The sequence below is a fragment of the Allobosea sp. NPDC003192 genome (assembly GCF_050275675.1).
Taxonomy (GTDB): domain Bacteria; phylum Pseudomonadota; class Alphaproteobacteria; order Rhizobiales; family Beijerinckiaceae; genus Allobosea.
On sequence record NZ_JBNNPK010000008.1, the window covers coordinates 234,349 to 259,174 of the forward strand.

The following is a 24,826-nucleotide window of genomic DNA, read 5'->3' on the forward strand; positions in this document are numbered from 1 at the left end:
GGCTCAGACCGTCCGCGTTACCTTGGAGAGGTGGGGCGGGCGGTCAGGATCGAGGCCGCGGCTTTGCGCGAGTGCGGCGAGCGCGCCATAGAAGGCACGGACCTGCGCCAGCGGCAGCAAGACTGCTGGCAGGCCGGGCGGCAGCGCAAGGCTTTCGTCTCCTGCAGCACTGCCGGCATAGCGCAGATCGGCGCCGAGACCGCTGAAGGCCGTAGCCGCGGCGCGGACGCTCTCGCTGCCCTCATCGCCGGGATCGAGCGCCAGCGCCGGTAAGCCCGGTCCGACCAAGGCGAGCGGCCCGTGCAGCACCTCGGCCGCGCTGAAGGCCTCGGCATGGATGCGGCAGGTTTCCTTGAACTTGAGCGCGATCTCCTGGGCGATGCCGAGGGAAAGCCCGCGACCGATCACATAGAGGCTGCTGGCCTCGCGCCAGGAGAGGAGGGCGGGAGTCCAGTCGCAGCGCCCCGCGGCGTCGAGCGCCTCGGGCGCCTGCGCCAGCGCTTCGGACAGGGTTTCGTCCTCAGCCCATTGCGCGGCTAGATGCAGGAAGGCCAGGCAGGTGGCGAGGAAGCTCTTGGTCGCGGCGACGCTACGTTCCGATCCGGCCCGCAGCGGCACCAGCACATCGACCATGCCGGCGAGCGGCGAGGTCTCGTCATTGACGAAGCCGACCACGAGCGCTCCGGCGCGCTTGGCGGCCTCGGTCAACAGCAGCGCATCGGGGCTGCGGCCGGATTGCGAGGCGGCGATGAACACGGCACGGGAGAGATCGAGCTCGCCGCCATAGACCGAGGCGAGGCTCGGACCGAGCGAGGCGACGGGCAGGCCGAGCGCCCGTTCGATCAGATATTTCCCATAGGTCGCGGCATGGTCGGAGGAGCCGCGCGCGCAGGTCGCGACGAAGGCCGGCCGCTTGATGCGCAGGCGCTCGACGAGATCGGCGATCACCGCCGCGTTCTCGGCGAGCTGATGGCGTGCAACAGTGGCGGCCTCGGCCGCCTCGCGAGTGAGCAGGGCTTCAGCCATGGCGGCGCAACGGTTCTTCGAGCAGTTGATCGGCGATGCGGGTGACCTGGCGCGGGTCCAGCACATGCCCGGCGCCGCCGACGCTCTGGACCGAGAGCGTACCACAGGCGATGCCTTCGGCGAGGGCGCGTTCGGGGGAGCGACCGGCGAGCCAAGCGGCGAGGAAGCCGGCATTGAAGGCATCGCCCGCACCGGTCGTGTCGAGCACGCCCCGGCTGGGCGCAGCGGGCAGCGCGATGCGCTCGTCGCCCTGGTAGAGACGGGCGCCATCGGCGCCGTTCTTGACCGCGACCAGCGCAAAATGCCGGGCGAGCCGCCGCCCGGCTGCGTCGAGGTCGTCGCTACCGGCGATCACGCGAGCTTCGGAGGCATTCGGCAGGAAGATGTCGACGCCGTTACAGCGCGCGACGAGATCGGGCGAGCGGATCAGCGCATCGTCCCAGCTCGGATCGAGCGAGACGGTGAGGCCGTGATGCCTGGCATCGGTCAGCAGATGCGGGATCTCGGCCAGCGTCGCGAATTCGGCGATGTGGAGATGGGTAGCGCGGACATCGCCGAGCGCAGCGGGAAGCGTTGCCGGTCGGGCCGTGCCGGCGCGGCGCGAGAGAAAGGCGCGCTCGCCATCCCGGATCATCGCCACGGTGAGCTGCGGGCCGGCATCGGCCGCGCGCTCCAGGAAGGCGAGCTCGACGCCGCTGCTTTCGAGGGTAGGCAATAGCGATTGGGCGAGCGGGTCTTCGCCGAGGCGCGCCAGCAGGGCAGCGGGGCGGCCAAGGCCGGCGAGATGTGCTGCGGTGATGAAGCCGCCGCCGCCGGGGACGATCGCGACCTCCTCGGCGAAGCGTTCCTCGCCGAGACGGGGCATCGCGTCCAGCCCGCGGAAGACGAGGTCGCAATAGAGCCGGCCGGTGCTGAGCACCAGCCCGTCCGGCCGTAGTCGCCTGGAGGTCACAGAGCGCGCTCGCTCTTGGCGTCGAACAGCCGCAACGCCGAAGCGGGAGCGCCGAGCCTGACCGCGCTGCCGACGGCAGGCGGGTTCTTGGCCGGGGCAGAGGCGAGCAGCAGCCCGCCTTCAGCCTCGACATGGACGAAGGTTTCCGGGCCGAGCGGCTCGACCACGGCGACCGTGCCGGAGAGGGTGAGATCGGCGCCTTCGCTCTGCTCCAGCACGCGCAATTCCTGCGGCCGGACGCCGACAAGGATATCGGCAGGCAGCGTGGTCGGCCACGCCAGCGGCTTCTCGCCGAGCTGCAACGTGCCATCGCCAATCTTCGCCGGCATGATGTTCATCGTCGGCGAGCCGATGAAGCGGGCGGTGAAGACGTCGGCCGGCCTCTCGTAGAGCTCCATCGGTGCGCCGACCTGGAGGATATGGCCGTCGCGCATCACCACGATCCGGTCGGCGAGCGTCATCGCCTCGACCTGGTCATGGGTGACGAAGACGATGGTGGTGCCCAGCCGCTGGTGCAGGCGCTTGATCTCGAGCCGCATCTGCGCGCGCAACTGGGCGTCGAGATTGGAAAGCGGTTCGTCGAACAGGAAGACGGCGGGATCGCGCACCATGGCGCGGCCGATGGCGACGCGCTGGCGCTGACCGCCGGAGAGGGCGGACGGGCGGCGCTCCAGCAGCTTGGTCAGGCCGAGCACCTCCGCGACCTCCTCGACCCGCTTGCGCTTGGCGGCCTTGTCGAGCTGGGAGGTATAGAGGCCGAAGGCGATGTTCTCGGCGACGCTCATATGCGGGTAGATCGCATAGTTCTGGAACACCATGGCGATGTTCCGCTCTTTCGGCTCGAGCCGGTTCACGGTCCGGCCGCCGATCGCGATCGTGCCGTCGTTGATTTCTTCCAGCCCGGCGATCATGCGCAAGGTCGTCGACTTGCCGCAGCCGGACGGGCCGACGAAGACGACGAACTCGCCATCCTGGATGTCGAGGTCGATGCCGTGCACGACCTGGGTCGTGCCATAGCGTTTGACCAGTTTCTCGATCGCGATCCCGGCCATCAGGCTACTCCTGCGAGGGCGGTGAAGGCGGCGTCCAGTTCGCGTCGTGCGGCGTCCTCGCGTTTCGCGGTGGCCGCAGCAGCGTCTTCGGCTGCGGCGAGCTCGGCGCGGTAGCCGGCGAGGGCTTCGCCCAGCACCTTCGGACCCGGCCCGCCGAAGCGTTCGCGAAGGGCGACGAAGTTCTCCGGCGAGACCGCGGTGGCGAAGTCTTCGCGGCTGAGATCGGGCTCGCGACCAGCGGCATGGCGGAAGGCCTCGGCGAAGGGCTCGTAGCCGTCGCGCGGCAGATCACCGTCCTTGGCGACGACAGCGCGAGCGACCGCCGAGGCGATCTCATGCGCGGCGCGGAAGGAGAGGCCCTCCTTGCGCACCAGGGTGTCGGCAAGCTCGGTGATGGTGATGCAGGAGCGCCGGATGGTCTCGGCGACGCGGCGGCTGTCGACCGACAATGCCGGGAACAGCGCCGCCAGCAGGTCGAGCACTCGCCCGCCGCTCTCGAACGTCTGGTAGCCAGATTCCTGCGTCTCGCCTTCGCTATCGTTCATGTCGGTGAACGGGGTGTTGTGGACGACATCCCGGACAAGCCTCGCGCGGCTCACTGTCTGTGATGCCAGATGGCGCAGATGCTCGATCGGTACCGGATTGCGCTTCTGCGGCATGATCGAGGAGATCTGTACGAAGGCGTTCGGCACATAGACCTGCCCGACCTCGAAGGCGGTCCAGAACTGCAGGTCCTGGATCAAACGGCCGAGATGCAGGAAGACCAACTCGATCGCGCCGAAGACGCCGGTGACGTAGTCGACCGCGGCGATGCAGCCATAGGAGTTCTGCAGAGGCGCCTTGAAGCCGAGCAGCTGGGCGGTGCGGTGGCGGTCGAGCGGGAAGCCCGAGGTGGTGATCGCGGCTGCCCCGAGCGGGCAAAGGTCGAGCAATTCGCGCGCCTGCATCAGGCGCTGATGGTCGCGCAGCATCACCTCGATCGCGGCGGAAAGGTAATGGCCGAACGTTGAGGGCTGGGCCGGCTGGCCATGGGTATAGGCGACGACCAGCGTATCCTTCTCGCGCCCGGCCAGCGTCAGCGCCGCGCCGATCAGGGCGCGCAGCTGCGCGGTGAGCCGGTCGAGCCTCGGCTTCAGCGCCAGCTTGAACAAAGTGTGCTCGATGTCGTTGCGCGAGCGGCCGGTGTGCAGGCGGCCATTGTCGTCGGCCTTCAGGCGCTTGCGCAGCTCGGCCTCGACCAGGAAGAAATAGTCCTCGACCTCGCCGGTATAGCTCAGCGTCGCCGGGTCGATCTCGCGCTCGATCTCGCTCAGGGCACGGGCGATGCTCGACGCGGTCTCGCGGGAGAGAATGCCGGTTTCGGCCAGCATGACGAGATGGGCGCGGTCGACGGCGCGGAAGCCTTCGACATGATGCGTCTTCACCGCGTCGAAGAGCGGGCGCAGCACCGTCTCCTTGTAGACCGGATCGGGGAAGACGGATTTATCGCTGGTGCGTGGATCGGTATGGGCGGTCATGACAACTATCCCTTGAGCCCGGCGAGCACGACGCCGCGGACGATGTAGCGCTGCAGCAGCAGGAAGACGGCGAGGGTCGGTATCGTCGCCAGCGCCGCGCCGGTCATGATCAGCTCCCATTGGATCTGGGACTCGACTGCGAACGAGGCGAGCCCGACCGGGAGCGTGTAGAGTTCCTTGCTGGTGGTGACGATCAGCGGCCAGATGAAGGCGGTCCAGTTGCTGAGGAAGGTGAAGATCGCCAGGGCCGAGAGCGCCGGCGTCACCAGCGGCAGGGCAATGCGCCAGAAGATCGCGAACTCGTTGAGCCCGTCGACACGCGCCGCCTCCAAGAAGTCGTTCGGCACCGTTTCGAAGAACTGCTTCATCAGGAAGGTGCCGAAGGCGGTCATCATGCCCGGGAACATGATGCCCCAATAGCTGTCGAGCCAACCGAAGTTCTTGGCCATGACGTACCAGGGGATGACCAGCATCTCGGTCGGGATCATCAGCGTCGAGAGGATCGCCAGGAAGACGAGGTAGCGGCCGCGGAACTGGAACTTGGCGAGGGTGTAGCCGACGAGGCTGTCGAAGAAGACGTTCGACAGAGTGACGATCGTCGCGATCGCCAGCGAGTTCCAGAACCAGCGCAGGAAGCGTCCGTCCGAGAGCACGGTCTTGTAGTTGTCGAGCGTCGGCGCCGCCGGGATCAGCCGGAGATCGTAGATGTCGGCCGAGTCCTTCAGCGAGGTCGAGAACATGAAGAGCAGCGGCGTCAGCATCAGCAGGCCGCCGGCGAGCAGCAGCAGCCAGGCGATGACGCGCCCCGGGGCGAAGCGGTGGGTGAGGGGCGAGCCGGTCATCAGCGATCCCTCAGCAGGCGCAATTGCAGCAGCGAGACGCAGAGCAGGACGAGGAAGAGCACGACCGTCTGCGCCGCCGCATAGCCCATGTCGAAGGAGGAGAAGGCGGTCTGATAGATCATCAGAACCAGCGGCTTCGTCGAATTGAGCGGGCCGCCGGGATCGCCGCTGGTCATGTTGTAGACCTGGTCGAAGATGCGCAGGAAGCCGATCGAGGAGAAGACGACGAGGAAGATGATCGTCGGCTTGAGCAGCGGCAGCGTGATCTTCCGCAGGATCGCGAAGTCGGAGACGCCGTCGATGCGGGCGGCCTCGTAATAGGTCGTCGGGATGGCGCGCAGGCCGGCAAGGAAGATCACCACCTGGAAGCCGAGCCCGGCCCAGATCGCCGGCGCCAGCACCGCCGGCAGCGCCTGCGTCGTCGAGCGCAGGAAGGGCTGCTGGGCAAAGCCGAAGGAGGAGAGCAGGTCGTTGATCAGGCCGATCGGCACCGGCTGGTAAAACCAGCGCCAGACCCAGGCCATCGCCGTCGCCGTGGTCAGGAAGGGCAGGAAGTAGAGCGCCCGGATGAAGCCGTGCATGAAGCGCACGCGGTCGAGATGGTAGGCGATGGTGAAGGCGATGATGAGGCTGAGCGGCGTGCCGATGATCAGGTAGAGGAAGGTGTTGCGGAACACCTGCCAGAACACCGGATCGGCCATCAGCCGCTTGAAGTTCGCCAGCCCGACGAAGGACGGCGAGCTCATCAGGTTCCAGTTCGTGGTCGAGATGATGAAGGCCTCGACCGTCGGGTAGAAGCGGATCAGCCCGTAGAACAGGATCGGCACGGCGAGGAAACCCCAGGCCCAGACCACCTGCTTCTGCTGCAAGGTGAGGCCCTGCCAGAGGCGGGTTTGCGTATCGTTGGGGCGCGTCGGACTCATTGCAACTCGGAATGGCTTTGCGCTTGCGACCTGTTCGTCATTCCGGGGTGTCGCGAAGCGGCGAGCCCGGAACCCATGACCACGGCGCTGTTCCAGTTCGTCATGCTCGCCCTTGTGGCGAGCATCCACGTCTTGAACACTGCACTCGCCGCTGAAAGACGTGGATGGTCGGGACAAGCCCGACCATGACGGGAAGGGTGGTGTTCATGGGTTCCGGGCTCGCGCCTGCGGCGCGCCCCGGAAAGACGGGGCGGTTCGTCCTCACTTCTTGTAGAAGCGGTCGAGGATCGCCTGCTCGGCCTTGGCGGCTTCCGCGAGCGAGGCCTTGGCGTCCTGGTTCTGGATGAAGACCCGGTTGGCCATGTCGAGCCCGACCTGGCGCTGCGCCAGTTCGTCGACGAAGACCGTCGCCTGCGAATAGTTCAGCGCCTTGAGGAAGGGGCCGTAAATCGGGTGGGCGAGGTTCTTCTCGGTCTCGGCCGCCGCCTTGCGGGCGGGGAGCTCGCCGACCATGTCGAGCCAGACCTGCATCGCTTCCGGCGAGGTGGTGAAGGCCATGAACTTCTTGGCGGCTTCCAGCTTGGCGCCGGTCGGCTTGGCGGTGATGGCGTTGACCCAGTAGCTGGCGAAGTTCGAGCGCTTGCCGTCGGCGCTCGCCGGCAATTCGGCGACGCCCCATTCGAAGTTCTTGATGCCGCCGAAGGCGCCGAGGCGGAAGGAGCCGTCGACCGTCATCGCCGCGCGTCCAGCGCGGAAGGCGGCCTGGCCTTCGTCCATGAAGCCGGCCTGGCCGACCTTGTGGACGCGCTGCAGGTCGGCATACCAGTTCAGCGCCTTGGCGCCGGCCTCGCTGTCATAGGCGACGGTCTTGTTGTCGTCGGAATAGGGCTTGCCGCCCATCTGGCGCAGCAGCACCTCGCGCCACCAGTGCAGGTCCTGGCCCGGCATGTCGATCACCGCGCCGGCCGAGAGCATGTTGCCGGCGGCGTCGCGCTTCACCGTCTTCTTGGCGGCTTCGAGATACTCGTCGAGCGTCTGCGGCGGCTTGTTCGGGTCGAGCCCGGCCTCCTGGAACAGTTTCTTGTTGTAGAACAGCGCCAGCGTGCGCACCGCGGTCGGCAGGCCGTAGTATTCGCCGTCGCGCTTCATCGTCTGGACGATCGGGTAGAATTCCTTCTCGATCACGTCGTGCGGGAAGGCGTCGCGCGGCAGCGGCTGGATGAACTTGGCGCCGACGAAATTATCGAGCCAGCCATAATAGAGCTGGACCACGTCCGGGCCCTGGCCGGCCGGGACGGCGGCGGCGATCTTGGTCTGGTAGTCGGCATAGGGGAAGGTCGTGTGCTTGACCTTGATGCCGGGATTGGCGGCCTCGAAGCGCTTGATCAGCTCGTTCATCGCCTTGATGCGGGCGTCGAACACATATTGCCAGTACTCGATCTCGACCGCCTGGGCGCGGGCGCCGGCAATGGCGCCGATCGACATGGCAATACCCAGGACTAATCCGCGAAAGCCGCGCATGGGTCTTCCTCCCCGTCTCGTTGCGACGCCCGCCCGCATGCTCGCTCCCGGCTGCCGGACGTTCGGCAGGCAGGCTCTCCCGCTGCTCGCCTGCTGTCAATAGATTAATTCACTTGAGTTTGATTAATGGCCGGCGCAGCCTGTGCGGACGAAAGAGGCTGCCCATCATGCCGCATCGCAAGCTCCCGGCCGCGCATAGCGTCGCCCTCGGCGCCAATCCTGAGCGGGCGCGCCGCCACAACCGGCGGGTCGTGCTGGAGACGCTGCGCCAGCATGGCCGGCTCGGCCGTTCCGACATCGCCAGCCTGACGCGGCTGACCGCGCAGGCGGTCTCGAACATCGTCGCCGAATTGCTGGAGGAGGGCTTCCTGGTCGAGCTGGGGCGGCGGCGCACGGCGCGCGGCCAGCCGCCGGTCGAGTTCGCGCTCAACGCCGATGGCGGCGTCACCGCCGGCATGGAGATCGCGGCCGACCATATCACCACCGTGCTGGTCGACCTCACCGGCGAGGTCAGAGCGCAGCGGGTCGTGCCCCTGTCCGACCTGTCGGTCGAGGCGGTGCAGGCGCTGGCGGCGGCTGAGCTCAGGCGCGCGCGGGCGGGAAGGGGGCTGCCGGAACGCCTGCTTGGCTGCGGCGTCGTCATGCCCGGCCCGTTCGATTTCGAGGGCACGATCACCGTCGGCTCGACGGCGCTGCCCGGCTGGACCGGCCGCGACGTGACGGCGCTGATGAGCGCGGCGCTGGCGACGTCCGTGACGGTGGAGAACGATGCGACAGCAGCTGCGGTCGGCGAGCATCTCTACGGTCTCGGCCGCAATCTCAGGCATTTCTGCCTGGTCTATTTCGGGCTCGGTCTCGGCCTCGGGCTGATGCTCGGCGGCGAGCCTTTTCGCGGCGCCCATGGCAACGCCGGCGAACTCGGCCATGTCCCGGCCGTGCCGCGGGGCCTGCCTTGTGTTTGCGGTCGCCAGGGCTGTCTCGAACGCTATGTCTCGCCCTCGGCCTTGCAGGACACGCTGCGCGAGGCTGGTATCACTCAGGTCGACGCGGACGGCATTGCCCGGCTCCATGCAGAGGGGCATCCAGCCCTGCTTGGCTGGATCGCCCAGGCCGGGCCGCTGTTGGCGCCGGTGCTCGCCATGCTGGAGAACCTGTTCGATCCGGAGACGATCATTCTCGGTGGTGGACTTCCCGATAGCGTCATTGATGCGCTGATCTCGGCCGCCGACCCCTTGCCGCTCTCCGTCGCCCGGCGCGATGGCCGTGCCATCCCGCGCATCCAGCGTGGCACCACCGGTCAGCTCACGGCGGCCCTCGGCGCAGCGGCACTGCCACTCCTCGATGCGATCGCGCCGCGCCTGGTGCGCAATCCGGCGGTTGCCGAGGCGAGCGAAGCCGATCAAACCGTCCCGGCCTAGTGTCGGGGCGCCGAGCTGCCCTCATAATTGCGATTCGATCGGCAGGAGGCGGATCACCGCCGCTGTGAGGCGACGGCCGAGGCCGGCCACGGGCTCCTGCAACAAACGGCCGTCACGCTGGGGTCCGTCATCCCAGCAGACGCGGCCCTGGTCGAGGCCGAGCCGGAAAGCGCAATGTGGCGTGGTTTCCTGGGCGAAGATCTCGCGCATTTCGGCGACGAGACCGTCATCGACGACGACCACGCCCATTTCCGTGTTCAGCGAGGCCGAGCGCGGGTCGAAATTGAAGGAACCGATGAAGCCAGTGTGCCGGTCAACGGTGAAGGCTTTGGTGTGGAGGCTCGCGCCCTTCGAGCCGAAGAGGGAGACGCCGGCAGGCATGAGTTCTGGACGCAATTCGAACAGCTTGACGCCTTGCTGCAGCAATCGCTTGCGATAACTGGCATAGGCGCCATGGACCGCGACGACGTCGGTAGCGGCCAGCGAATTTGTGAGGATCGTGACCTCGGCCCCGTGTGCGACCAAGGCCGAAAGCGCCTGCAGGCCGCGCTCGCCGGGGATGAAATAGGGCGAGGTGATCTGCAGCTCGCTTCGCGTCTCGGCGATCGCCCGGTAGAGCCGGCGCGCCAGCCAGCCCTGCTCTCCGGCAGCGATGGCCTTCTCAGGCGGGTCGGAGATGATCTGGACCTGCGCGATCCAGCGCAACTCGCCCAGCAGTTCGGCAAGGGCTGTGGCGGCGTCGAGCGTTTCGACGAGGCGCTGCAACGCTGACGCATTGGCACGGTCGCGGGCGATCGGCGGCACCGGCAGGCTCGGCAGGCGCCGGGCGATGGGTCGGCTCAGCGAGGCGATCGGGACCGCGGTCGGGCTGTTCCAGAAGCCGTCAAAGATTGCCTCGGCCTGCGCGACCGCCTCACCGGCGACGAGCAGGTCGAGATCGTGGAAGTTGCTGGCCTGCGCCGCGTTGAAATAGGCGTCGCCGATGTTCCTGCCGCCGATGATGGCGAGGCGGCCATCGGCGATCCACGCCTTGTTGTGCATCCGGCGCGTCACGCGGAACGCGCGGAGCGCGAGCTCCAGACCGCGGCGGATGCCGTTGGATCGGTTCCGGCTCGGGTTGAACAGCCGGACTTCGATGTTGGGATGGGAGTCGAGCGCGAGATAGATCGAATCGTTGCCGCGGGCATTGATGTCGTCGATCAGCAGGCGAACACGCACGCCGCGATCGGCGGCAGCGATGATCTCGCGCATCAGCAGGCGGCCGGCCGTGTCCTTGCGCCAATAGTAATATTGCAGGTCGAGGCTGCGGCCCGCGCTGCGGGCGGTGAGAGCCCGCGCTGCGAAGGCGCGCGCCCCGTCGGCCAGCAGCACGACGCCGTTGAGATCGGAGTGGGCGGTCAGCATCGGCACGAGTGCGCGGTCGATCGGGGTCTCGGCGTCGGCCGGTGGAAGTGCACGCGAAGGCGGAGCGCTGGTGTGGCGGGCAAAGCGGCCATAGGAATAGGCGGCTGCGACCGCGATTAGCGCGAGCAAGGCCAGGGCAGCGATCAAGACTTCGAGAAATGACATTCAGCGACTGCCGGAGCTCCGTTTTTCCTATAACCCCTATCCTCGCGAGTCGTTCGCTCAGCGCCGATCGAACCCTTGCCGCTTTCGGGAATTGATCATGGCAAGGCTCTTGCTAAGAGCTTTTGAGCCAAGAGCCTCTTGAGCGAGTGAGTCGTCGTGGAGATGCCGGCCGGATGCTAGAGTTCGAAGGGCGCGGGTTGCGTCGGATCAGGGTGCTGCGCCCGCCGCAGATGTCGAGCTGGACGCGCGAGACCGCCGGGCAGCAGGCGCTCGCCAGCACCTCGCCGGCGACCGAGCTGAAGATCGCCTCCTACAACATCCACAAGGCCGTAGGCCGCGACCGCCGCTTCGATCCCGACCGGATCATCGAGGTGATCCGCCAGATCGATGCCGACGTCGTGGCGCTGCAAGAGGCTGACCAGCGCTTCGGCGAGCGCTCCGGCCTGCTCGACCTGGCGCGTCTCGAGCGCCGCACAGGCCTGAAGCCGGTGCCGGTGCAGAGCGCCTGGCAGGGGCATGGCTGGCACGGCAATGTCGTGCTCTTCCGAGATGGCGCCGTCACCGCGACGCGCCAGCTCGTCCTGCCCGGCGTCGAGCCGCGCGGGGCGCTGATCGCCGACCTCACCGTCTGCGGCTCGCCGATCCGGGTCGTCGCGGCGCATCTGGGCCTGCTGCGCCATTCGCGCTCGCGCCAGGTCGAGACGCTGATCAATGCGTCCAAGCCGACCGATGGACGACCCATCTTCCTGATGGGAGATCTCAACGAGTGGCGGATCGGCAAGAAGTCGAGCCTGCATGGCCTCGCGCCGAAATTCGGTCCGTTGCAGGCGGCGATCCCGAGCTTTCCTGCGCGCTTCCCGATCTGGGCGCTGGATCGCATTGTCGCCTATCCGGCCGAGACGATCACGCAGGTGGATCTGCACGACACCCAGTTGTCGCGGCTGGCTTCCGACCATCTGCCGATCAAGGCGGTGGTGCATCTGCCGGGCGAGGAGCGCCAGGCACACTGAGCCAGCGCTTGTCGCGGGGCAGGCTTGAGGCATCCTCAAGTGACGCGTCGATGGGGGCATGCCACGATGGCATTCCCATCAGACCGGATCCTGCCCAATGACGACCGAGCCGCGCCGCACCCGTGCCTACCGCACCCAGAACTGGAGCCTGACCAAGCCGTCGGCGCGCGGGCGCAAGGGCGTCGTCGTCTCGCAGAATCATGAGGCGGCTGCGGCCGGTGCGGCGATCCTTGAAGCCGGCGGCAATGCCGCGGACGCCGCCGTCGCGACTGCCTTCGCCCTGGCTGCGCTCGAGCCCTGGAACAGCGGGCTGGGGGGCATCGGCTTCGGCGTCGTGCTCAAGGCCGGAGAGAGCCGGGCTGAGGTCGTCGATTTTGGCCCCGTCGCGCCGCGCCGCGCCGATCCGGCCGATTACCCGCTGACCGGCGCGATGAAGCTCGACCTGTTCGCTTGGCCCGAGGTCGAAGGCGATCGCAATATCCACGGACCGCTTTCCTTCTGCATCCCGTCCTCGGTCTCGGGCTATGCGACCTTGAAGGAGCGGTTCGGCACGAGCATGCCGGTTTCCGACCTGCTCGCGCCCGCGATCGCCTTGGCCAGGCGCGGCCTGGCGCAGGACTGGTACACGACGCTGAAGATCGCCTCCTCGGCCTCCGTGCTGCGGCTCTATCAGGAGAGCGCCCGCATTTATTTGCCGGACGGCCTCCCGCCGGTGCCACCCTATCAGGGCGTACCGGGCTTCCGGACGCTCGGCAATCTCGGCAGCACGCTGGAGCATCTCGCCAAGGCCGGCCTCGACGATTTCTATCGCGGCGAGCTGGCGAAGAGGTTGGCGGCCGACATCGCCGCGGTTGGCGGCGTGGTTGACGCACAGGACCTTGCCGATTGCCGCGCGAGCGTGCGCGAGGCGCCGGTGATCGACTGGCGCGGCACGCACCGCATCCATACCGCCGGCGGTCTGACGGCGGCGCCGACCCTGCAGGCGGTGGTCGAGGGAATGGCTTCGAGTCCGCCATCGGAGGGCGGCCCGGATTCGGCCTGGTTCGTCAGGCTCTCGCAGGTGATGCGCGAGGCCTATGCCAGCCGGCTCGAAGGGCTCGGCGCGGCGCAGGCTGCGAAGGAGCCATGCGAAACCTGCACCACCCATCTCACCGTGGTCGACGGCGAGGGCACCATCGTCGCGCTGACGACGACCTTGCTGTCTTCGATGGGCAGCCGGCTCGTCCTGCCGGATACTGGCGTGCTGATGAACAACGGCATGATGTGGTTCGACCCGCGCCCGGGCAGCGCCAACGCGATCGCGCCGGGCGCACGCCCCTTGTGCAATATGTGCCCGGTGGTGGTGACCCCTGCCGATGGCGGCTATCCGCGCTATGGCGCCGGCGCTTCGGGCGGGCGGCGCATCCTCGCCAGCGTCTACCAGATGCTGGCCTTCACCCTCGACAGCGGCATGAGCCTGGAGGATGCCGCGCACCAGCCGCGCATCGATGTCTCCGGTCCGGACGGCACCAGCGCCGATGCGCGCCTGCCTGAGGGCACGCTCGATGCGCTGGCGGCAGCCGGCCCGCTGACCGTGGTCGAGCACGGCGTTCTGCCGCTCAACTTCGCCTGTCCGAACATGGTGCGGGCCGGGCAGGACGGGCAGGAGGGCATCAGCGACGCCGCCTCGCCCTGGTCGGCGGCGGTGGCGGCGAATTGAGGGATGCGAGGCAGAACCCCTCTCCTGGAAGGAGAGGGGCAGGGGTGAGGTGTTCGGAGCGGAAACGTCAGCCTGAACCCGACAGCGCTGTCAGGCCTCACGCAACTGGTTGAACGGCCTACACCTCACCCTACCCTCTCCTTACAGGAGAGGGTTCATCGCGTTTCACTCGTCACGGTCAGAGGCCAGGCGCTACCCCCGCTTCAGCCCCCAAGGATAGGGCGCCGAGCCCGGCAGCATACCGGACAGGCCTTTGCGATAGGCCGTCTTGATCACGAACTGGCCGAGTGGGATGGTGGCGCATTCCTCCAGCGCCAACCGCCCGAGCGCGACGGCGACCTGCTTCTGCTTGGCCTCGTCGGGAGCATAGAGCCATTCCTCGGCCATCTCCTCGGCCTTGGCGTTGGTCCACCACCCGAACCAGCCCTTGTCGCCCGGACCGCGCACCAGGTTGGAGAGGGCAGGGTTGCCCCAGCCCACGGCTGCGCCAGTCGTGTGGAAGATGCTCCAGCCACCCTTCTCGACCGGCTCGCGGCTGTTGCGGCGCTGGATCACCGTGCCCCAGTCGCTCGCGGCCATCTCGACATTCATGCCCATCGCCTTCAGCAGCTCATAGGTGACGTCGCCGAGCGGGCCGATATCGGGGAAATCGGTCGGGTTGATGATGACGACCTTCTCACCGTTGTAGCCGGACGCCTTCAGCGCCGCCTTGGCCTTGTCGAGGCTCTGCGGCATCAGGTCCTCGAGCTCGCCGGTGTAATAGGGCGTGCCGCGCCACCACAGGTTCCGGCAGAGTTGCCAGGCCGTGGTGTCGTCGCCTTGCGACGCCCGCATATAGTCTTCCTGGTTGACGCCCAGGCGGACCGCGGCGCGCACCTTCGGATTGTTGAAGGGCGGCTGGAGATGGTTCAGCCGCATGATCGAGCCGCGGCCGTTCTTGTCGATGACCTCGCGGACGACGTCGGGGCTTCTCGCGAGCAAGGGCTGCAGGTCGGCGAGCGGGCGCTCCCACCAGTCGATCTCGCCCTTGGTCAGGGCAGCGGCGGCCGTCGCAGGATCGGGCAGGATCGGCCATTCGATCCGCTTGAAATGCGCGACCTTGCCGCCGGCATTGCGGCTCGGCGGTTCGCTGCGCGGCTTGTAGGCTTCGTTCTTCTCGTAGACGACGCGGCTGCCCGAGACGTACTCGCTCGCGACGAATTTGTAGGGGCCAGAACCGGTCATCTCGGTGACCTGCTTGGTCGCCTCGGTCTTGGCCAGGCGCTCGGGCATGATGAAGGGCGGGTTGTCCGCCTTGGCCATGCAATCGAGCATCATCGGGAAAGCCTTCGTCAGCTTGATCTCGATGGTGCGCTCGTCCGGCGCGCCCCAGGCCTCGACCGCCTTGATCAGGAGCTGGCCGTAGGGGTCGCGCTGGCACCAGCGCTTCAGGCTCTCGATGCAGTCGGCCGGGCGGACCGGCTGGCCGTCATGGAAGGCGAGGCCCTCGCGCAGCTTGATCTTCCAGACCTTGCCGTCGGCCGAGATCTCGTGGCCCTCGGCCATCTGCGGCTGCGGCTTCAGGTCGAGATCGCCGCCATAGAGCGTGTCAAAGACGTAATAGCCGTGATTGTTGGTCACGGTCGCCGTCGTCCAGATCGGATCGAGCGAGGTGAGATTGGCCTGCGGTGCCATCTTGAGCACGGTCGCGCTCGGCGCTTGCGCCATGGCTTCCCGGGCGAGCGCTGGAGCGAACAGGGCGGCGGCTGCCGTGCCCTGCAGGAACTGACGACGCTTCATATGGTCTCTCCCCTTTTATGATTGGATATTACTGCTGATGAGTCCTGTTCTTTTCTGCTTTTGATAGGACAAAAATGGCCCGGCCCCGACTAGTCGAAGCCAAGGAAATTCGGGCTGTCCGCGAGCTTCGGCGCGGCCTTCAGCCTGGCGATGTCGGGCTTGGGCCGCGCCGTCAGCGGATCGCCTGCCAAGAGTGACTCGAGCGCCGCCGCGACGGCAAGCACCTTGGCGTCGCCGCCGCGCGGGCCGACGATCTGCAGGCCGAAGGGCATGCCGTTGCGGTCGAGCCCGACCGGCAGCGAGATTGCGGGGTGCCCGACGATCGTCACCGCATAGGCGTTCGCCAGCCAGTGGAAATAGGTCCGCGTCGGCTTGCCGTCGATCTCGGCCGGATAGAGCTCGGACCAGGGCCGCGGCGAGAGTGTCATCGCCGGCGAGAGGATGATGTCGTAGCGTTCGAAGAAGCGCTGCCACTCGTGATAGATCACCGTCTGCTGCTTCAGCGCGCGGGTGATGTCGAGCGCGCCATAGCGCAGGCCCTCCTCGACATTGGCACGGACATTGGGGCCGACCTGTTCGGGCGTGTCGCGCACGCGCTCATATTGCCCGGCGAGGAAGTTGACGGCGCGCAGCACCTCGAAGCTCTCATCGGTGCCGGCACAGTTCGGGGTGGCCTCGTCCGCCCGGCCGAAGACCTTGCTGAAGCGGCCGACCTTGTCGGCGAAGACCTCGCGGATGTGCTTCTCGGTCGGAGTGAAGCCGAAATCCGGGGTGATCGCGACCTTGAGCGAGGCGAGATCGCAGTGGTCCGGCCGAGCAAAATCCCCGGGCCGCCGGACCTGCTTGCCATGGATCGTCGTCGCCAGCGGGTCGCAGGCATCGTCTCCGACCATGGTCGAGAGCAGCAGGCAGAGATCGGGCAGGTTGCGCGCCATCGGGCCGAGCACCGAGAGCGGGTTCCAGCCGAGCGCGCGCTTGTCGCTCGGTACCAACCCCGGAGAGGGGCGGAAGCCGACGATGCCGTTGAAGGCGGCCGGGTTGCGCAAGGAACCACCGGTGTCCGAGCCGGTCGCGATCGGTACCATGTTCGTCGCGAGCGCGACGCCCGAGCCGCCGGAGGAACCGGCAGCCGAGCGCGAGGGATTGAACGGGTTGCCGGTCACGCCATAGACGGCGTTGCGGGTGTTGGCGCCGGCGCCCCATTCGGGCGTGTTGGTCTTGCCGACGATGACGGCGCCGGCCTTGCGCACGGAGGCGACGATGCCCTGGTCCTCTGTCGGGATATGCTCGGCGAAGAGCGGGCTGCCATAGGTGGTGCGCAGGCCGGCGACGTCTTCCAGATCCTTGATGCCGATCGGCAGGCCGTGCAGCGCCGGCAGATCATCGCCGCGCACGGTGGCCGCGTCGGCCGCCTTCGCCGTGGCGCGAGCGCGCGCGTCGTCGCGCGCCACCATGGCGTTGACGGCGGGATCGATCGCATCGATCTGGGCGAGGCAGCTTTCGAGCAGTTCGGTTGCCGAGAGCTTCTTCTCGCCGATCAGGCGGCGGGCGGTGACGGCATCGAGATCGCAGGGTTCGGTCACGGCAGGAAGCTCCGGCAGTCAGGGCGGGTCCGTACTGACCCGTCCTGCCAGTCGAAGCGGCCTGCGCTCCTGCGTCAACCCTCGCCGGGTTGAACCCCGGCCTGCGTTCGCCTCAGATGTGCAAGGCGTGGCCGAGCGCCTTCAGCGCCGATTCCTGGAACGCCTCGCCCAAGGTCGGATGGGCGTGGATCGTGCCGGCGACGTCTTCCAGCCGCGCGCCCATCTCGATGGCGAGGCCAAAGGCGGCGGAGAGCTCCGAGACGCCTTGCCCGACCGCCTGGATGCCGAGGACGAGATGGTTGTCGGCCCGCGCGACGATGCGCACGAAACCGGCCTCGCCATGGCGGGTCATGGCGCGTCCATTGGCCTGGAACGGGAATAGGCCGATCTTGGTCGTAAAGCCGGCGGCCTTGGCTTCGCTCGGCGAGAGGCCGGCCGAGACGATCTCGGGATCGGTGAAGCAGACCGCCGGGATGCAGGCCTTGTCCCAGATGCGCGGCTCGCCGGCGACGATCTCGGCGACCATCTCGCCCTGCGCCATGGCGCGATGGGCCAGCATCGGCTCGCCGGTGACGTCGCCGATGGCGTAGATGCCGCGCATCGAGGTCTCGCAGCGCTCGCCGATCCGGATGAAGCGGCCGTCCATGTCGAGCACGAGTTCGTCGAGGCCGAGCTTGCTGGTCGCGGGGGCGCGGCCGACCGTGACCAGGATCTTGTCGGCCGGCAGCTCGCGCTCCTTGCCGTCGGCCGTCTCGATGCGCAGGCCGTCGCCCTTGGCGGTCGGGCCGAGCGCCTTGGCTCCGAGCAGGACTTCGACGCCGAGTGCCGAGAGGCTCTTGGCGACCGGCGCGGTCAGTTCGGCGTCATAGAGTGGCAGGATCTTCTCCTGCGCCTCGACCACGGTGACCTTGCTGCCGAGCTTGGCGAAGGCGGTGCCGAGCTCGAGCCCGATATAGCCGCCGCCGACCACGACGAGGCGCTTCGGCAAATCAGTCAGCACGAGTGCGCCAGTGGACGAGATGACGTTGCCGCCGAAGGGCAGGAAGGGCAGCTCGACTGGAACCGAGCCGGTCGCGATCACGATCGTCTCGGCCGTGATGGTCTTGGGGCCGGTCTCGGTCTCGACCGCGACGGTCTTGCCGTCGCGGAAGCGGGCCTGGCCGTGGACGATCTTGACCTTGGCCTTGCGCAGCAGGCCGGCGACGCCGTTGTTGAGGCGCTGGACGATGCCGTCCTTCCAGGCGACGGCCTGCTTCAGGTCGAGCTTCGGCTCGGCCGCGGTCAGGCCGAAGGGCGTCTTGCCGGCGGCGGCATGGGCCGCCTTCTCGAACTCCTCGGCGACATGGATCATCGCCTTGGACGGGATGCAGCCGATATTGAGGCAGGTGCCCCCGAGCTTGGTGCTCTCGACAATGACGGTGTCGATGCCGAGCTGGCCGGCGCGGATGGCGCAGACATAGCCGCCGGGGCCGGCGCCGATGACGAGGAGCTTGCAGGTGATGTCGGTCATGGCTCGCTCCCGCCGCTCACATGTCCACGAACAGCGTCGCCGGGGTCTCCAGCAGCTCTTTCAGCCGCTGCACGAAGACCGCCGCGTCCCAGCCGTCGATGACGCGGTGGTCGAAGCTGGAGGAGAGGTTCATCATCTTGCGCGGCACGAAGGTGGTGCCGTCCCAGACCGGGCGGACCACCATCTTGTTGACGCCGACGATCGCGACCTCGGGATGGTTGATCACCGGGGTTGTGGCGATGCCGCCCAATGCGCCGAGCGAGGTGATGGTGATGGTCGAGCCGGTGAGCTCGTCGCGCGTCGCCGAGCCGTCGCGGGCGCGTTCGGCCAGGCGCGAGAGCTCGATCGCGCAGCCCCAGAGATCGCGCGCCTCGGCATGCTTGACCACCGGCACCATCAGGCCGGACGGAGCCTGCGTGGCGATGCCGATGTCGATGGCGGCATGTTGGTGGACGATGCCGGCCTCGTCGTCATAGAGCGCGTTGAGATTGGGCTGCTCGCCGAGCGCCTTGACCATCGCCCGCATCAGGAAGGGCAAAAGCGTCAGCTTCGGCCGCTCCGCCGTCGGCTTCTTGTTGAGCGCGGCGCGCAGGTCTTCGAGAGCGGAGACGTCGACTTCTTCGACAATCGTGATGTGCGGGATGCGCGACTTCGACAGCGCCATCTTCTCGGCGATGCGACGGCGCAGGCCGACGACCTTGACGTCGGTGATCCCCGTTTTGGCGACGAGCCCGCCCTTGGCCGGAGCCTCGGGGCCGCGCAGGATGAAGGCGTCGATGTCCTCATGGGTGACGCGGCCGGCCGGGCCGGAGCCCTGGACCTGGCGCAGGTCGACGCCGGCCTCGCGCGCCTTCAGCCTGACGGCGGGCGACGCCAGCGGCTTCTCGCCGACCGGGCGGCGCGGCGCCGGCGTGGTGATGACCGGGGCCGGGCGTGCCGGAGCCGGCTTGGGTGTCGGCAACTGCTTCGGAGCGGGCTCCGGAGCCGTGACCGCCGCGGGCGGCGCAGCGGCGGCGGGCTTGTCCTTCGGCGGCTCGGCCGGCGCTTCAGCCTCGGTCGGCTCCTCGGTCGCGGCTCCGCCAGCGACCTTCAGCTTCACCAGGGCCGAGCCGATCGCGACGGTATCGCCGATCTCGGCGCCGACCCAGGTGACCTCGCCCTCGACGGGTGAGGGGATCTCGACGGTCGCCTTGTCGGTCATCACCGCGGCTATCAGATCATCCTCGCGGACGATGTCGCCGACCTTGACGTGCCACTCGACCAGCTCGGCCTCGGCGATGCCCTCGCCGACATCGGGCAGCTTGATGATGCGCTCGGCCATCAGCGTGCCTCCATGATGTCGCGAAGCGCCCGTCCGAGACGGGCGGGGCCGGGGAAGTAGTCCCATTCCTGGGCGTGCGGATAAGGCGTGTCCCAGCCGGTGACGCGCATGATCGGCGCCTCCAGATGGTAGAAGCAGTGCTGCTGGACGAGCGCGGCCAGCTCCGCGCCGAAGCCCGACGTCAACGTCGCCTCGTGCAGGACGATGCAGCGGCCGGTCTTCGAAACCGAGGCCACGATCGCGTCGAGATCGAGCGGCAGCAGGGTGCGCAGGTCGATGATCTCGGCGTCGATGCCGGTCTCCTCAGTGGCGGCCTGCGCGACATGGACCATGGTGCCGTAGGTCACGATGGTGACGGCCGAGCCCTCACGGCGGACCGCCGCCTTGCCAAGCGGGATGGTGTAGTGGCCTTCCTCGACCTCGCCGAGCTCATGCTTCGACCAGGGCGTGACCGGGCGGTCGTGATGGCCGTCGAACGGGCCGTTATAGAGCCGCTTCGGCTCGAGGAAGATCACGGGGTCCGGATCCTCGATCGCGGCGATCAGCAGGCCCTTGGCGTCGCGCGGATTGGACGGCACCACCGTCTTCAGGCCGGAGACGTGGGTGAACAGGGCCTCCGGGCTCTGGCTGTGGGTCTGGCCGCCGAAGATGCCGCCGCCGGTCGGCATGCGGATCACCATCGGGCAGGTGAAGTCGCCGGCCGAGCGGTAGCGCAGGCGCGCCGCCTCCGAGACGATCTGGTCATAGGCCGGGTACATGTAGTCGGCGAACTGGATCTCGACGCAGGGGCGCAGGCCATAGGCCGCCATGCCGATCGCGGTGCCGACGATGCCGAGCTCGCTGATCGGCGCGTCGAAGCAGCGGTTGACGCCGTATTTCTGCTGGAGGCCGTGGGTGCAACGGAAGACGCCGCCGAAATAGCCGACATCCTCGCCATAGACGACGACGTTGTCGTCGCGGCCCATCGAGACGTCGAGGGCCGAGCGGATCGCCTCGATCATGGTCATGCGGGCCATGGCTCAGACTCCGATCTGCTGGCGCTGGCGGCGCAGATGCGGCGGCAGCTCGGCATAGACGTCCTCGAACATGTCGCGCGAGGACGGCTTTCCGCCGGCGTGCAAGGTACCGAAGCTCTCGGCTTCCTTCTGCGCGGCGATGACGGTCGCCATGATCTCGGCCTCGGCCTGCTTGTGGCGCTCCTCGGTCCAGGCACCGATCGCGATCAGATGCTGCTTCAGCCGGACGATCGGGTCGCCGAGCGGCCAGTCGTCGGATTCGTGCTTGGGCCGGTAGGCGGACGGATCGTCCGAGGTCGAATGCGCGCCGGCGCGGTAGGTGACGTATTCGACCAGCGTCGGCCCGAGATTGCGGCGGGCGCGCTCGATCGCCCATTGCGCCACGGCATAGGTCGCGAGGTAGTCATTGCCGTCGACGCGGAGCGCTGGGATGCCGAAGCCTAGGCCGCGGGCGGCGAAGGTGCCCGAACCGCCGCGGGCAATGCCCTGGAAGGTCGAGATCGCCCACTGGTTGTTGACGACGTTGAGGACGACCGGGGCCTTGTAAGTCGAGGCGAAGACCAGTGCCGCGTGGAAGTCCGACTCGGCTGTCGAGCCGTCGCCGACCCAGGCAGCCGCGATCTTGTTGTCGCCCTTGATCGCCGAGGCCATCGCCCAGCCGACCGCCTGAATGTACTGGGTGGTGAGGTTGCCCGAGATCGAGAAGAAGCCGTTCTCCTTGGAGGAGTACATCACCGGCAATTGCCGGCCCTTCATCGGGTCGCGCTCGTTCGAGTAGATCTGGCACATCATCTCGACGAGCGGGTAGTCGTGCGCGATCAGGAGCCCGGCCTGGCGATAGGTCGGGAAGTTCATGTCGCCCTTGCCGAGGGCGATGCGGAAGGCGCAGCTCACGGCCTCCTCGCCGGTGTGCTGCATGTAGAACGAAGTCTTGCCCTGGCGCTGCGCCATCTGCATGCGGGCGTCGAAGGCGCGCAGCGTCAGCATGTGGCGCAGGCCGCGTATCAGCTCGTCCTTGGAGAGCTCAGGCACCCAGGGGCCGACCGCCTCGCCCTCGCGATCGAGCACGCGGATGATCGAATAGGCGAGGTCGCGGATTTCCCTGGGGTCGACATCGACCGGCGGGCGCTGGACCGAGCCGGCCTTCGGGATCACGACATGGGAGAAGTCGGGCTTCTCGCCGGGGCGACTGGCGGGGACGGGAACATGGAACCGAAGCGGTGAGGGGTCTGTCATGTCCACGCTCCCTAGGCTCTCGCTCTACCCAGCATTCCGCGCCGCGATGATGGCCGCAAGGCGCGTTTGCAGGCGCGCCCGCCTGGGCGCAGTCCTTATGCGGGCATGTTAGGGCTGTGAAATGCCTATTTCTTGCCGAAATGGCCTTGTGATTTGCTTCTGATCAGACGATCTTTCTGCCATGTCGACTTCTGGCGGAAAATTCACTCTATGGCGATCAAGGCGCGGCGTGGCGAGGAACTCGATGCGATTGACCGGCGCATCCTCTCGGCCCTGAACGAGGATGGCCGGCTGACGATCAATGCGCTGGCCGAGAAGGTCGGGCTCTCGCCCTCGCCGTGCTGGACGCGGGTGAAGCGGCTCGAAGAGAACGGCGCGATCGAGAAATATGTCGCGGTGCTGAATCACCGGGCGCTCGGGCTCGACAATGTCGTCTTCATCGAGATCACGCTCGACAAGCATGACGACAAGCTGCTCGACCGTTTCGGCGAGGCGCTGACGCGGATTCCCGAGGTGGTCGAGGCCCATCTCGTCACTGGCGACTATGACTACCTGGTCAAGGCCGTGGTCAGCGGCACCGAGCACTATGAGCGTTTCCTGCGCGAGAAGATCTACCGCCTGCCGGGTATGCGGCAGTCGCGCACGACTTTCGGCCTGCGCACGCTGAAGCGGGCGATCTCGGTCGACCCGCTACAGATCGCGCCGGTGTGAGTCCCCTCTCCCCTTGCGGGAGAGGGTTAGGGTGAGGGGTCTTGCAACGCTTCATCGTCATGGTCGGGCTTGTCCCGACCATCCACGTCTTCCGTGATCGAGGTTAGCGTTCAAAACATGGATGCTCGCCACAAGGGCGAGCATGACGGAAAGACCTGCGCGACCCCTCATCCGGCCCTTCGGGCCACCTTCTCCCGTATGGAAGAAGGGAAGGCTTAGGCCGGCACCGAGATCGCCATGCCGTCGCGCTGCGGGTCGGCACCGCCGGTCGCGAGGCCATTCTCGATCTTCACCCCGTGGAGCGCGGCGAAGGGATAGCTCTGGGCCGAGCGCTTGATGTCATAGCCATCGGCCTTGAGCTCGGCTTCGACGCTGCGGCGGATGCGGTTGCTGATGTCGATGGAATTCGAGACGCCCATCACGCGCGGCGCCGCCACCGCCTCCAGCATCGACATCTCGAAATCGATGACGTTCATGATGCCTTGCGCCATCGCCGGGGCAATGTAGCTGCCGCCCGGCGCACCCATCACGATGAAAGGCTTGTCGCCTTTGAAGACGATGGTCGGCGCGGCCGAAGAGGAGCGGCGCTTGCCCGGCGCGATCGAGCCGGCGCGGCCGGGGCGCGGGTCGAAGCGGCTCATCGTGCCGTTGTAGATGAAGCCGAGGCCCTCGGTGATCGCGCCGGACGGGCTGCCGAGGGTATGGGTCAGCGCGACGGCGTTGCCGTGCCGGTCGATCACGGTGACATGGGTAGTCTCGCGCTGGGAGGAGCGCTCCAGCCGCTTGACGTCGGCGCGCTCGCCGCGGCGGATACTGTCGGCCTGCTCCGCCGCGTGCTCCTTCGAGATCAGGCGCTCGACGGGTACGTCGACATAGGCCGGGTCGCCCATGAACTGGTCCTTGTCGATGGTCATCCGCTTCATCGCTTCGGCCAGCAGGCGGACATGCTCGGCGCCGCCATGTGTCAGCGAGCCGATGTCGAAGGGCTCCAGCATGTTGAGGATCTGCAGCATCGACATGCCGCTCGCCGGCGGCGGCGAGGTCGAGATGCGATGGCCGCGATAGGAGCCCCAGATCGGCGCGGCGACCGAAAGCTCGTAGCGGGCGAGGTCCTCGCGCGAGATCAGTCCGCCATGCGCCGCGAAGTCGGCGGCGATCTCCTGCGCGAGCTCGCCATGGTAGAACAGGTCGGCGCCGCCCTTGGCGAGCCGCTCCAGCGTATTGGCCATGTCGGCGTTGACGATCACGTCGCCGGGGCGCTTCGCGCTGCCATCAGGGCGGAAATAGAGCCGCTTGCCGGTCTTACTGTAGCGCAGCTTGTCCGACGTGTTGACCTGGCCGGAGCCGCTCTGGTCCTGCGTCCAGAACCAGTGCATGTGCGGGCGCACCAGCACGCCCTCGCGCGCCTGCCTGATCGCCGGCGCCATGACATCGGCCCAGTCCATCGTGCCGAAGCGCGAGAGCACGTAGTCATAGCCTTTGACGCTGCCGGGCGTGCAGACGGCGAGATGGCCGAACTCGTTGATGCCGCCTTCGAGCAGGAAGGCGAAGCCGTCGCGCGATTGCCCGCGCAGCTTGTCCTGCCACATCTCCGGCTTCGCCGAATAGGAGGCGCGGGCATAGAACTCGACGATCTCATGGACGCCCTTGCCGGGCATGTAGAGCTGCATCGAGCCGAAGCCGCCGATGCCGGACATCAGCGGATCGACGACGCCCTGCATGAAGGCGCAGGCGATCGCCGCGTCGATCGCATTGCCGCCGCGCTCCAGCACGGTAGCGCCCGCCTCGACCGCTTCCGGCTGCGGGGCAACGATCATTCCGTTCTTCATGGCGAAGGCTCTTCAGTTCGCATTGCACGTCCCGTCATGGTCGGGCTTGTCCCGACCATCCACGTCTTCGCTGGCCGAGGGCGGTGTTCAAGACTTGGATGCTCGGCACAAGGCCGAGCATGACGGCTTCCGTCACACAGTCGCCGTCTCCGCCAGCCTCCAGAAGAGCCGGACGCCGCCGTCACCCGTGCTTTCGAGGCCCGGGACGGCTGCGAGGAGCTTTCTGGTGTAGGGGTGCTGGGGATTGTCGAAGATCTGGTCGCGGGTGCCTTCCTCGACGATGCGGCCGTCCTGCATGACGACGACGCGATC

The 24,826-nt window shown here is 67.5% G+C and carries 20 protein-coding genes; 4 read left to right on the top strand and 16 right to left on the bottom strand.

Annotated features, from left to right (window positions below; genetic code table 11):
- Window positions 1–3: 3 nt before the first annotated feature.
- From ACQKLX_RS13690 to ACQKLX_RS13720, 7 genes are all read right to left on the bottom strand, one after another.
- Window positions 4–1,026 carry an SIS domain-containing protein gene (locus tag ACQKLX_RS13690; protein WP_427362114.1) on the bottom strand — a complete coding sequence of 341 codons (1,023 nt, stop codon included), beginning with the start codon at window positions 1,024–1,026 and terminating at the stop codon, window positions 4–6.
- Window positions 1,019–1,978 (bottom strand): carbohydrate kinase family protein, encoded by a 960-nt coding sequence (locus tag ACQKLX_RS13695; RefSeq protein ID WP_427362115.1) that lies wholly within the window; start codon window positions 1,976–1,978, stop codon window positions 1,019–1,021. Before ACQKLX_RS13695 ends, ACQKLX_RS13690 begins: the two co-directional genes overlap by 8 nt.
- Window positions 1,975–3,030 (bottom strand): ABC transporter ATP-binding protein, encoded by a 1,056-nt coding sequence (locus ACQKLX_RS13700; RefSeq protein WP_427362116.1) that lies wholly within the window; start codon window positions 3,028–3,030, stop codon window positions 1,975–1,977. Before ACQKLX_RS13700 ends, ACQKLX_RS13695 begins: the two co-directional genes overlap by 4 nt.
- Window positions 3,030–4,547: an argininosuccinate lyase gene (locus ACQKLX_RS13705; protein WP_427362117.1), complete on the bottom strand. Its 1,518-nt coding sequence runs from the start codon at window positions 4,545–4,547 to the stop codon at window positions 3,030–3,032. The genes ACQKLX_RS13700 and ACQKLX_RS13705 overlap by 1 nt, the downstream gene beginning before the upstream one ends.
- A 5-nt stretch (window positions 4,548–4,552) precedes the next feature.
- Window positions 4,553–5,389: a carbohydrate ABC transporter permease gene (locus tag ACQKLX_RS13710; RefSeq protein ID WP_427362118.1), complete on the bottom strand. Its 837-nt coding sequence runs from the start codon at window positions 5,387–5,389 to the stop codon at window positions 4,553–4,555.
- Window positions 5,389–6,312, bottom strand: a complete 924-nt coding sequence (locus ACQKLX_RS13715; protein WP_427362119.1) for a carbohydrate ABC transporter permease — start codon at window positions 6,310–6,312, stop codon at window positions 5,389–5,391. Before ACQKLX_RS13715 ends, ACQKLX_RS13710 begins: the two co-directional genes overlap by 1 nt.
- A 261-nt stretch (window positions 6,313–6,573) precedes the next feature.
- The gene (locus ACQKLX_RS13720) at window positions 6,574–7,833 is read right to left on the bottom strand and encodes an extracellular solute-binding protein (protein ID WP_427362120.1); all 1,260 of its coding nucleotides are present in this window, start codon (window positions 7,831–7,833) and stop codon (window positions 6,574–6,576) included.
- 167 nt (window positions 7,834–8,000) lie between these two features.
- Between ACQKLX_RS13720 and ACQKLX_RS13725 the strand changes: the two genes are divergently transcribed.
- Window positions 8,001–9,251 carry an ROK family transcriptional regulator gene (locus tag ACQKLX_RS13725; protein ID WP_427362121.1) on the top strand — a complete coding sequence of 417 codons (1,251 nt, stop codon included), beginning with the start codon at window positions 8,001–8,003 and terminating at the stop codon, window positions 9,249–9,251.
- 21 nt (window positions 9,252–9,272) lie between these two features.
- Here ACQKLX_RS13725 and ACQKLX_RS13730 read toward each other — a convergent pair whose 3' ends face one another.
- The gene (locus ACQKLX_RS13730; RefSeq protein WP_427362122.1) at window positions 9,273–10,820 is read right to left on the bottom strand and encodes a phospholipase D family protein; all 1,548 of its coding nucleotides are present in this window, start codon (window positions 10,818–10,820) and stop codon (window positions 9,273–9,275) included.
- Between the two features lie 173 nt (window positions 10,821–10,993).
- Here ACQKLX_RS13730 and ACQKLX_RS13735 point away from each other — a divergent pair, with 173 nt between their 5' ends.
- Together ACQKLX_RS13735 and ACQKLX_RS13740 are read left to right on the top strand one after the other, a co-directional pair.
- Window positions 10,994–11,830, top strand: coding sequence for an endonuclease/exonuclease/phosphatase family protein (locus ACQKLX_RS13735; RefSeq protein WP_427362123.1), 837 nt, complete (start codon window positions 10,994–10,996; stop codon window positions 11,828–11,830).
- A gap of 97 nt (window positions 11,831–11,927) precedes the next feature.
- Window positions 11,928–13,529, top strand: a complete 1,602-nt coding sequence (locus tag ACQKLX_RS13740) for a gamma-glutamyltransferase (protein WP_427362124.1) — start codon at window positions 11,928–11,930, stop codon at window positions 13,527–13,529.
- 192 nt (window positions 13,530–13,721) lie between these two features.
- On the opposite strand, the gene ACQKLX_RS13745 is transcribed toward ACQKLX_RS13740, so the two are convergent.
- The 6 genes from ACQKLX_RS13745 to ACQKLX_RS13770 form a co-directional block, all read right to left on the bottom strand.
- Window positions 13,722–15,308 (bottom strand): ABC transporter substrate-binding protein, encoded by a 1,587-nt coding sequence (locus ACQKLX_RS13745; protein ID WP_427362125.1) that lies wholly within the window; start codon window positions 15,306–15,308, stop codon window positions 13,722–13,724.
- Window positions 15,309–15,397: 89 nt separating this feature from the next.
- Entirely contained in the window at window positions 15,398–16,891 is a 1,494-nt protein-coding gene (locus tag ACQKLX_RS13750; RefSeq protein ID WP_427362126.1) for an amidase, read from the bottom strand.
- Between the two features lie 112 nt (window positions 16,892–17,003).
- Complete coding sequence (gene lpdA, locus ACQKLX_RS13755; protein WP_427362127.1) at window positions 17,004–18,401, bottom strand: dihydrolipoyl dehydrogenase; 1,398 nt, start codon at window positions 18,399–18,401, stop codon at window positions 17,004–17,006.
- Window positions 18,402–18,417: 16 nt separating this feature from the next.
- Window positions 18,418–19,722 (bottom strand): dihydrolipoamide acetyltransferase family protein, encoded by a 1,305-nt coding sequence (locus tag ACQKLX_RS13760; protein ID WP_427362128.1) that lies wholly within the window; start codon window positions 19,720–19,722, stop codon window positions 18,418–18,420.
- Window positions 19,722–20,738, bottom strand: a complete 1,017-nt coding sequence (locus ACQKLX_RS13765) for an alpha-ketoacid dehydrogenase subunit beta (RefSeq protein WP_427362129.1) — start codon at window positions 20,736–20,738, stop codon at window positions 19,722–19,724. Before ACQKLX_RS13765 ends, ACQKLX_RS13760 begins: the two co-directional genes overlap by 1 nt.
- A gap of 3 nt (window positions 20,739–20,741) precedes the next feature.
- The gene (locus ACQKLX_RS13770; RefSeq protein WP_427362130.1) at window positions 20,742–21,974 is read right to left on the bottom strand and encodes a 3-methyl-2-oxobutanoate dehydrogenase (2-methylpropanoyl-transferring) subunit alpha; all 1,233 of its coding nucleotides are present in this window, start codon (window positions 21,972–21,974) and stop codon (window positions 20,742–20,744) included.
- Between the two features lie 210 nt (window positions 21,975–22,184).
- On the opposite strand from ACQKLX_RS13770, the gene ACQKLX_RS13775 reads away from it, so the two are divergent.
- Window positions 22,185–22,685 carry an Lrp/AsnC family transcriptional regulator gene (locus tag ACQKLX_RS13775; RefSeq protein ID WP_427362131.1) on the top strand — a complete coding sequence of 167 codons (501 nt, stop codon included), beginning with the start codon at window positions 22,185–22,187 and terminating at the stop codon, window positions 22,683–22,685.
- A 215-nt stretch (window positions 22,686–22,900) separates the two neighbouring features.
- Here ACQKLX_RS13775 and ggt read toward each other — a convergent pair whose 3' ends face one another.
- Both ggt and ACQKLX_RS13785 read right to left on the bottom strand, forming a co-directional pair.
- The gene (gene ggt / locus ACQKLX_RS13780; RefSeq protein ID WP_427362132.1) at window positions 22,901–24,514 is read right to left on the bottom strand and encodes a gamma-glutamyltransferase; all 1,614 of its coding nucleotides are present in this window, start codon (window positions 24,512–24,514) and stop codon (window positions 22,901–22,903) included.
- A gap of 132 nt (window positions 24,515–24,646) precedes the next feature.
- A partial coding sequence (locus ACQKLX_RS13785; protein WP_427362133.1) for an oligopeptide/dipeptide ABC transporter ATP-binding protein occupies window positions 24,647–24,826 on the bottom strand: 180 nt, incomplete at its 5' end.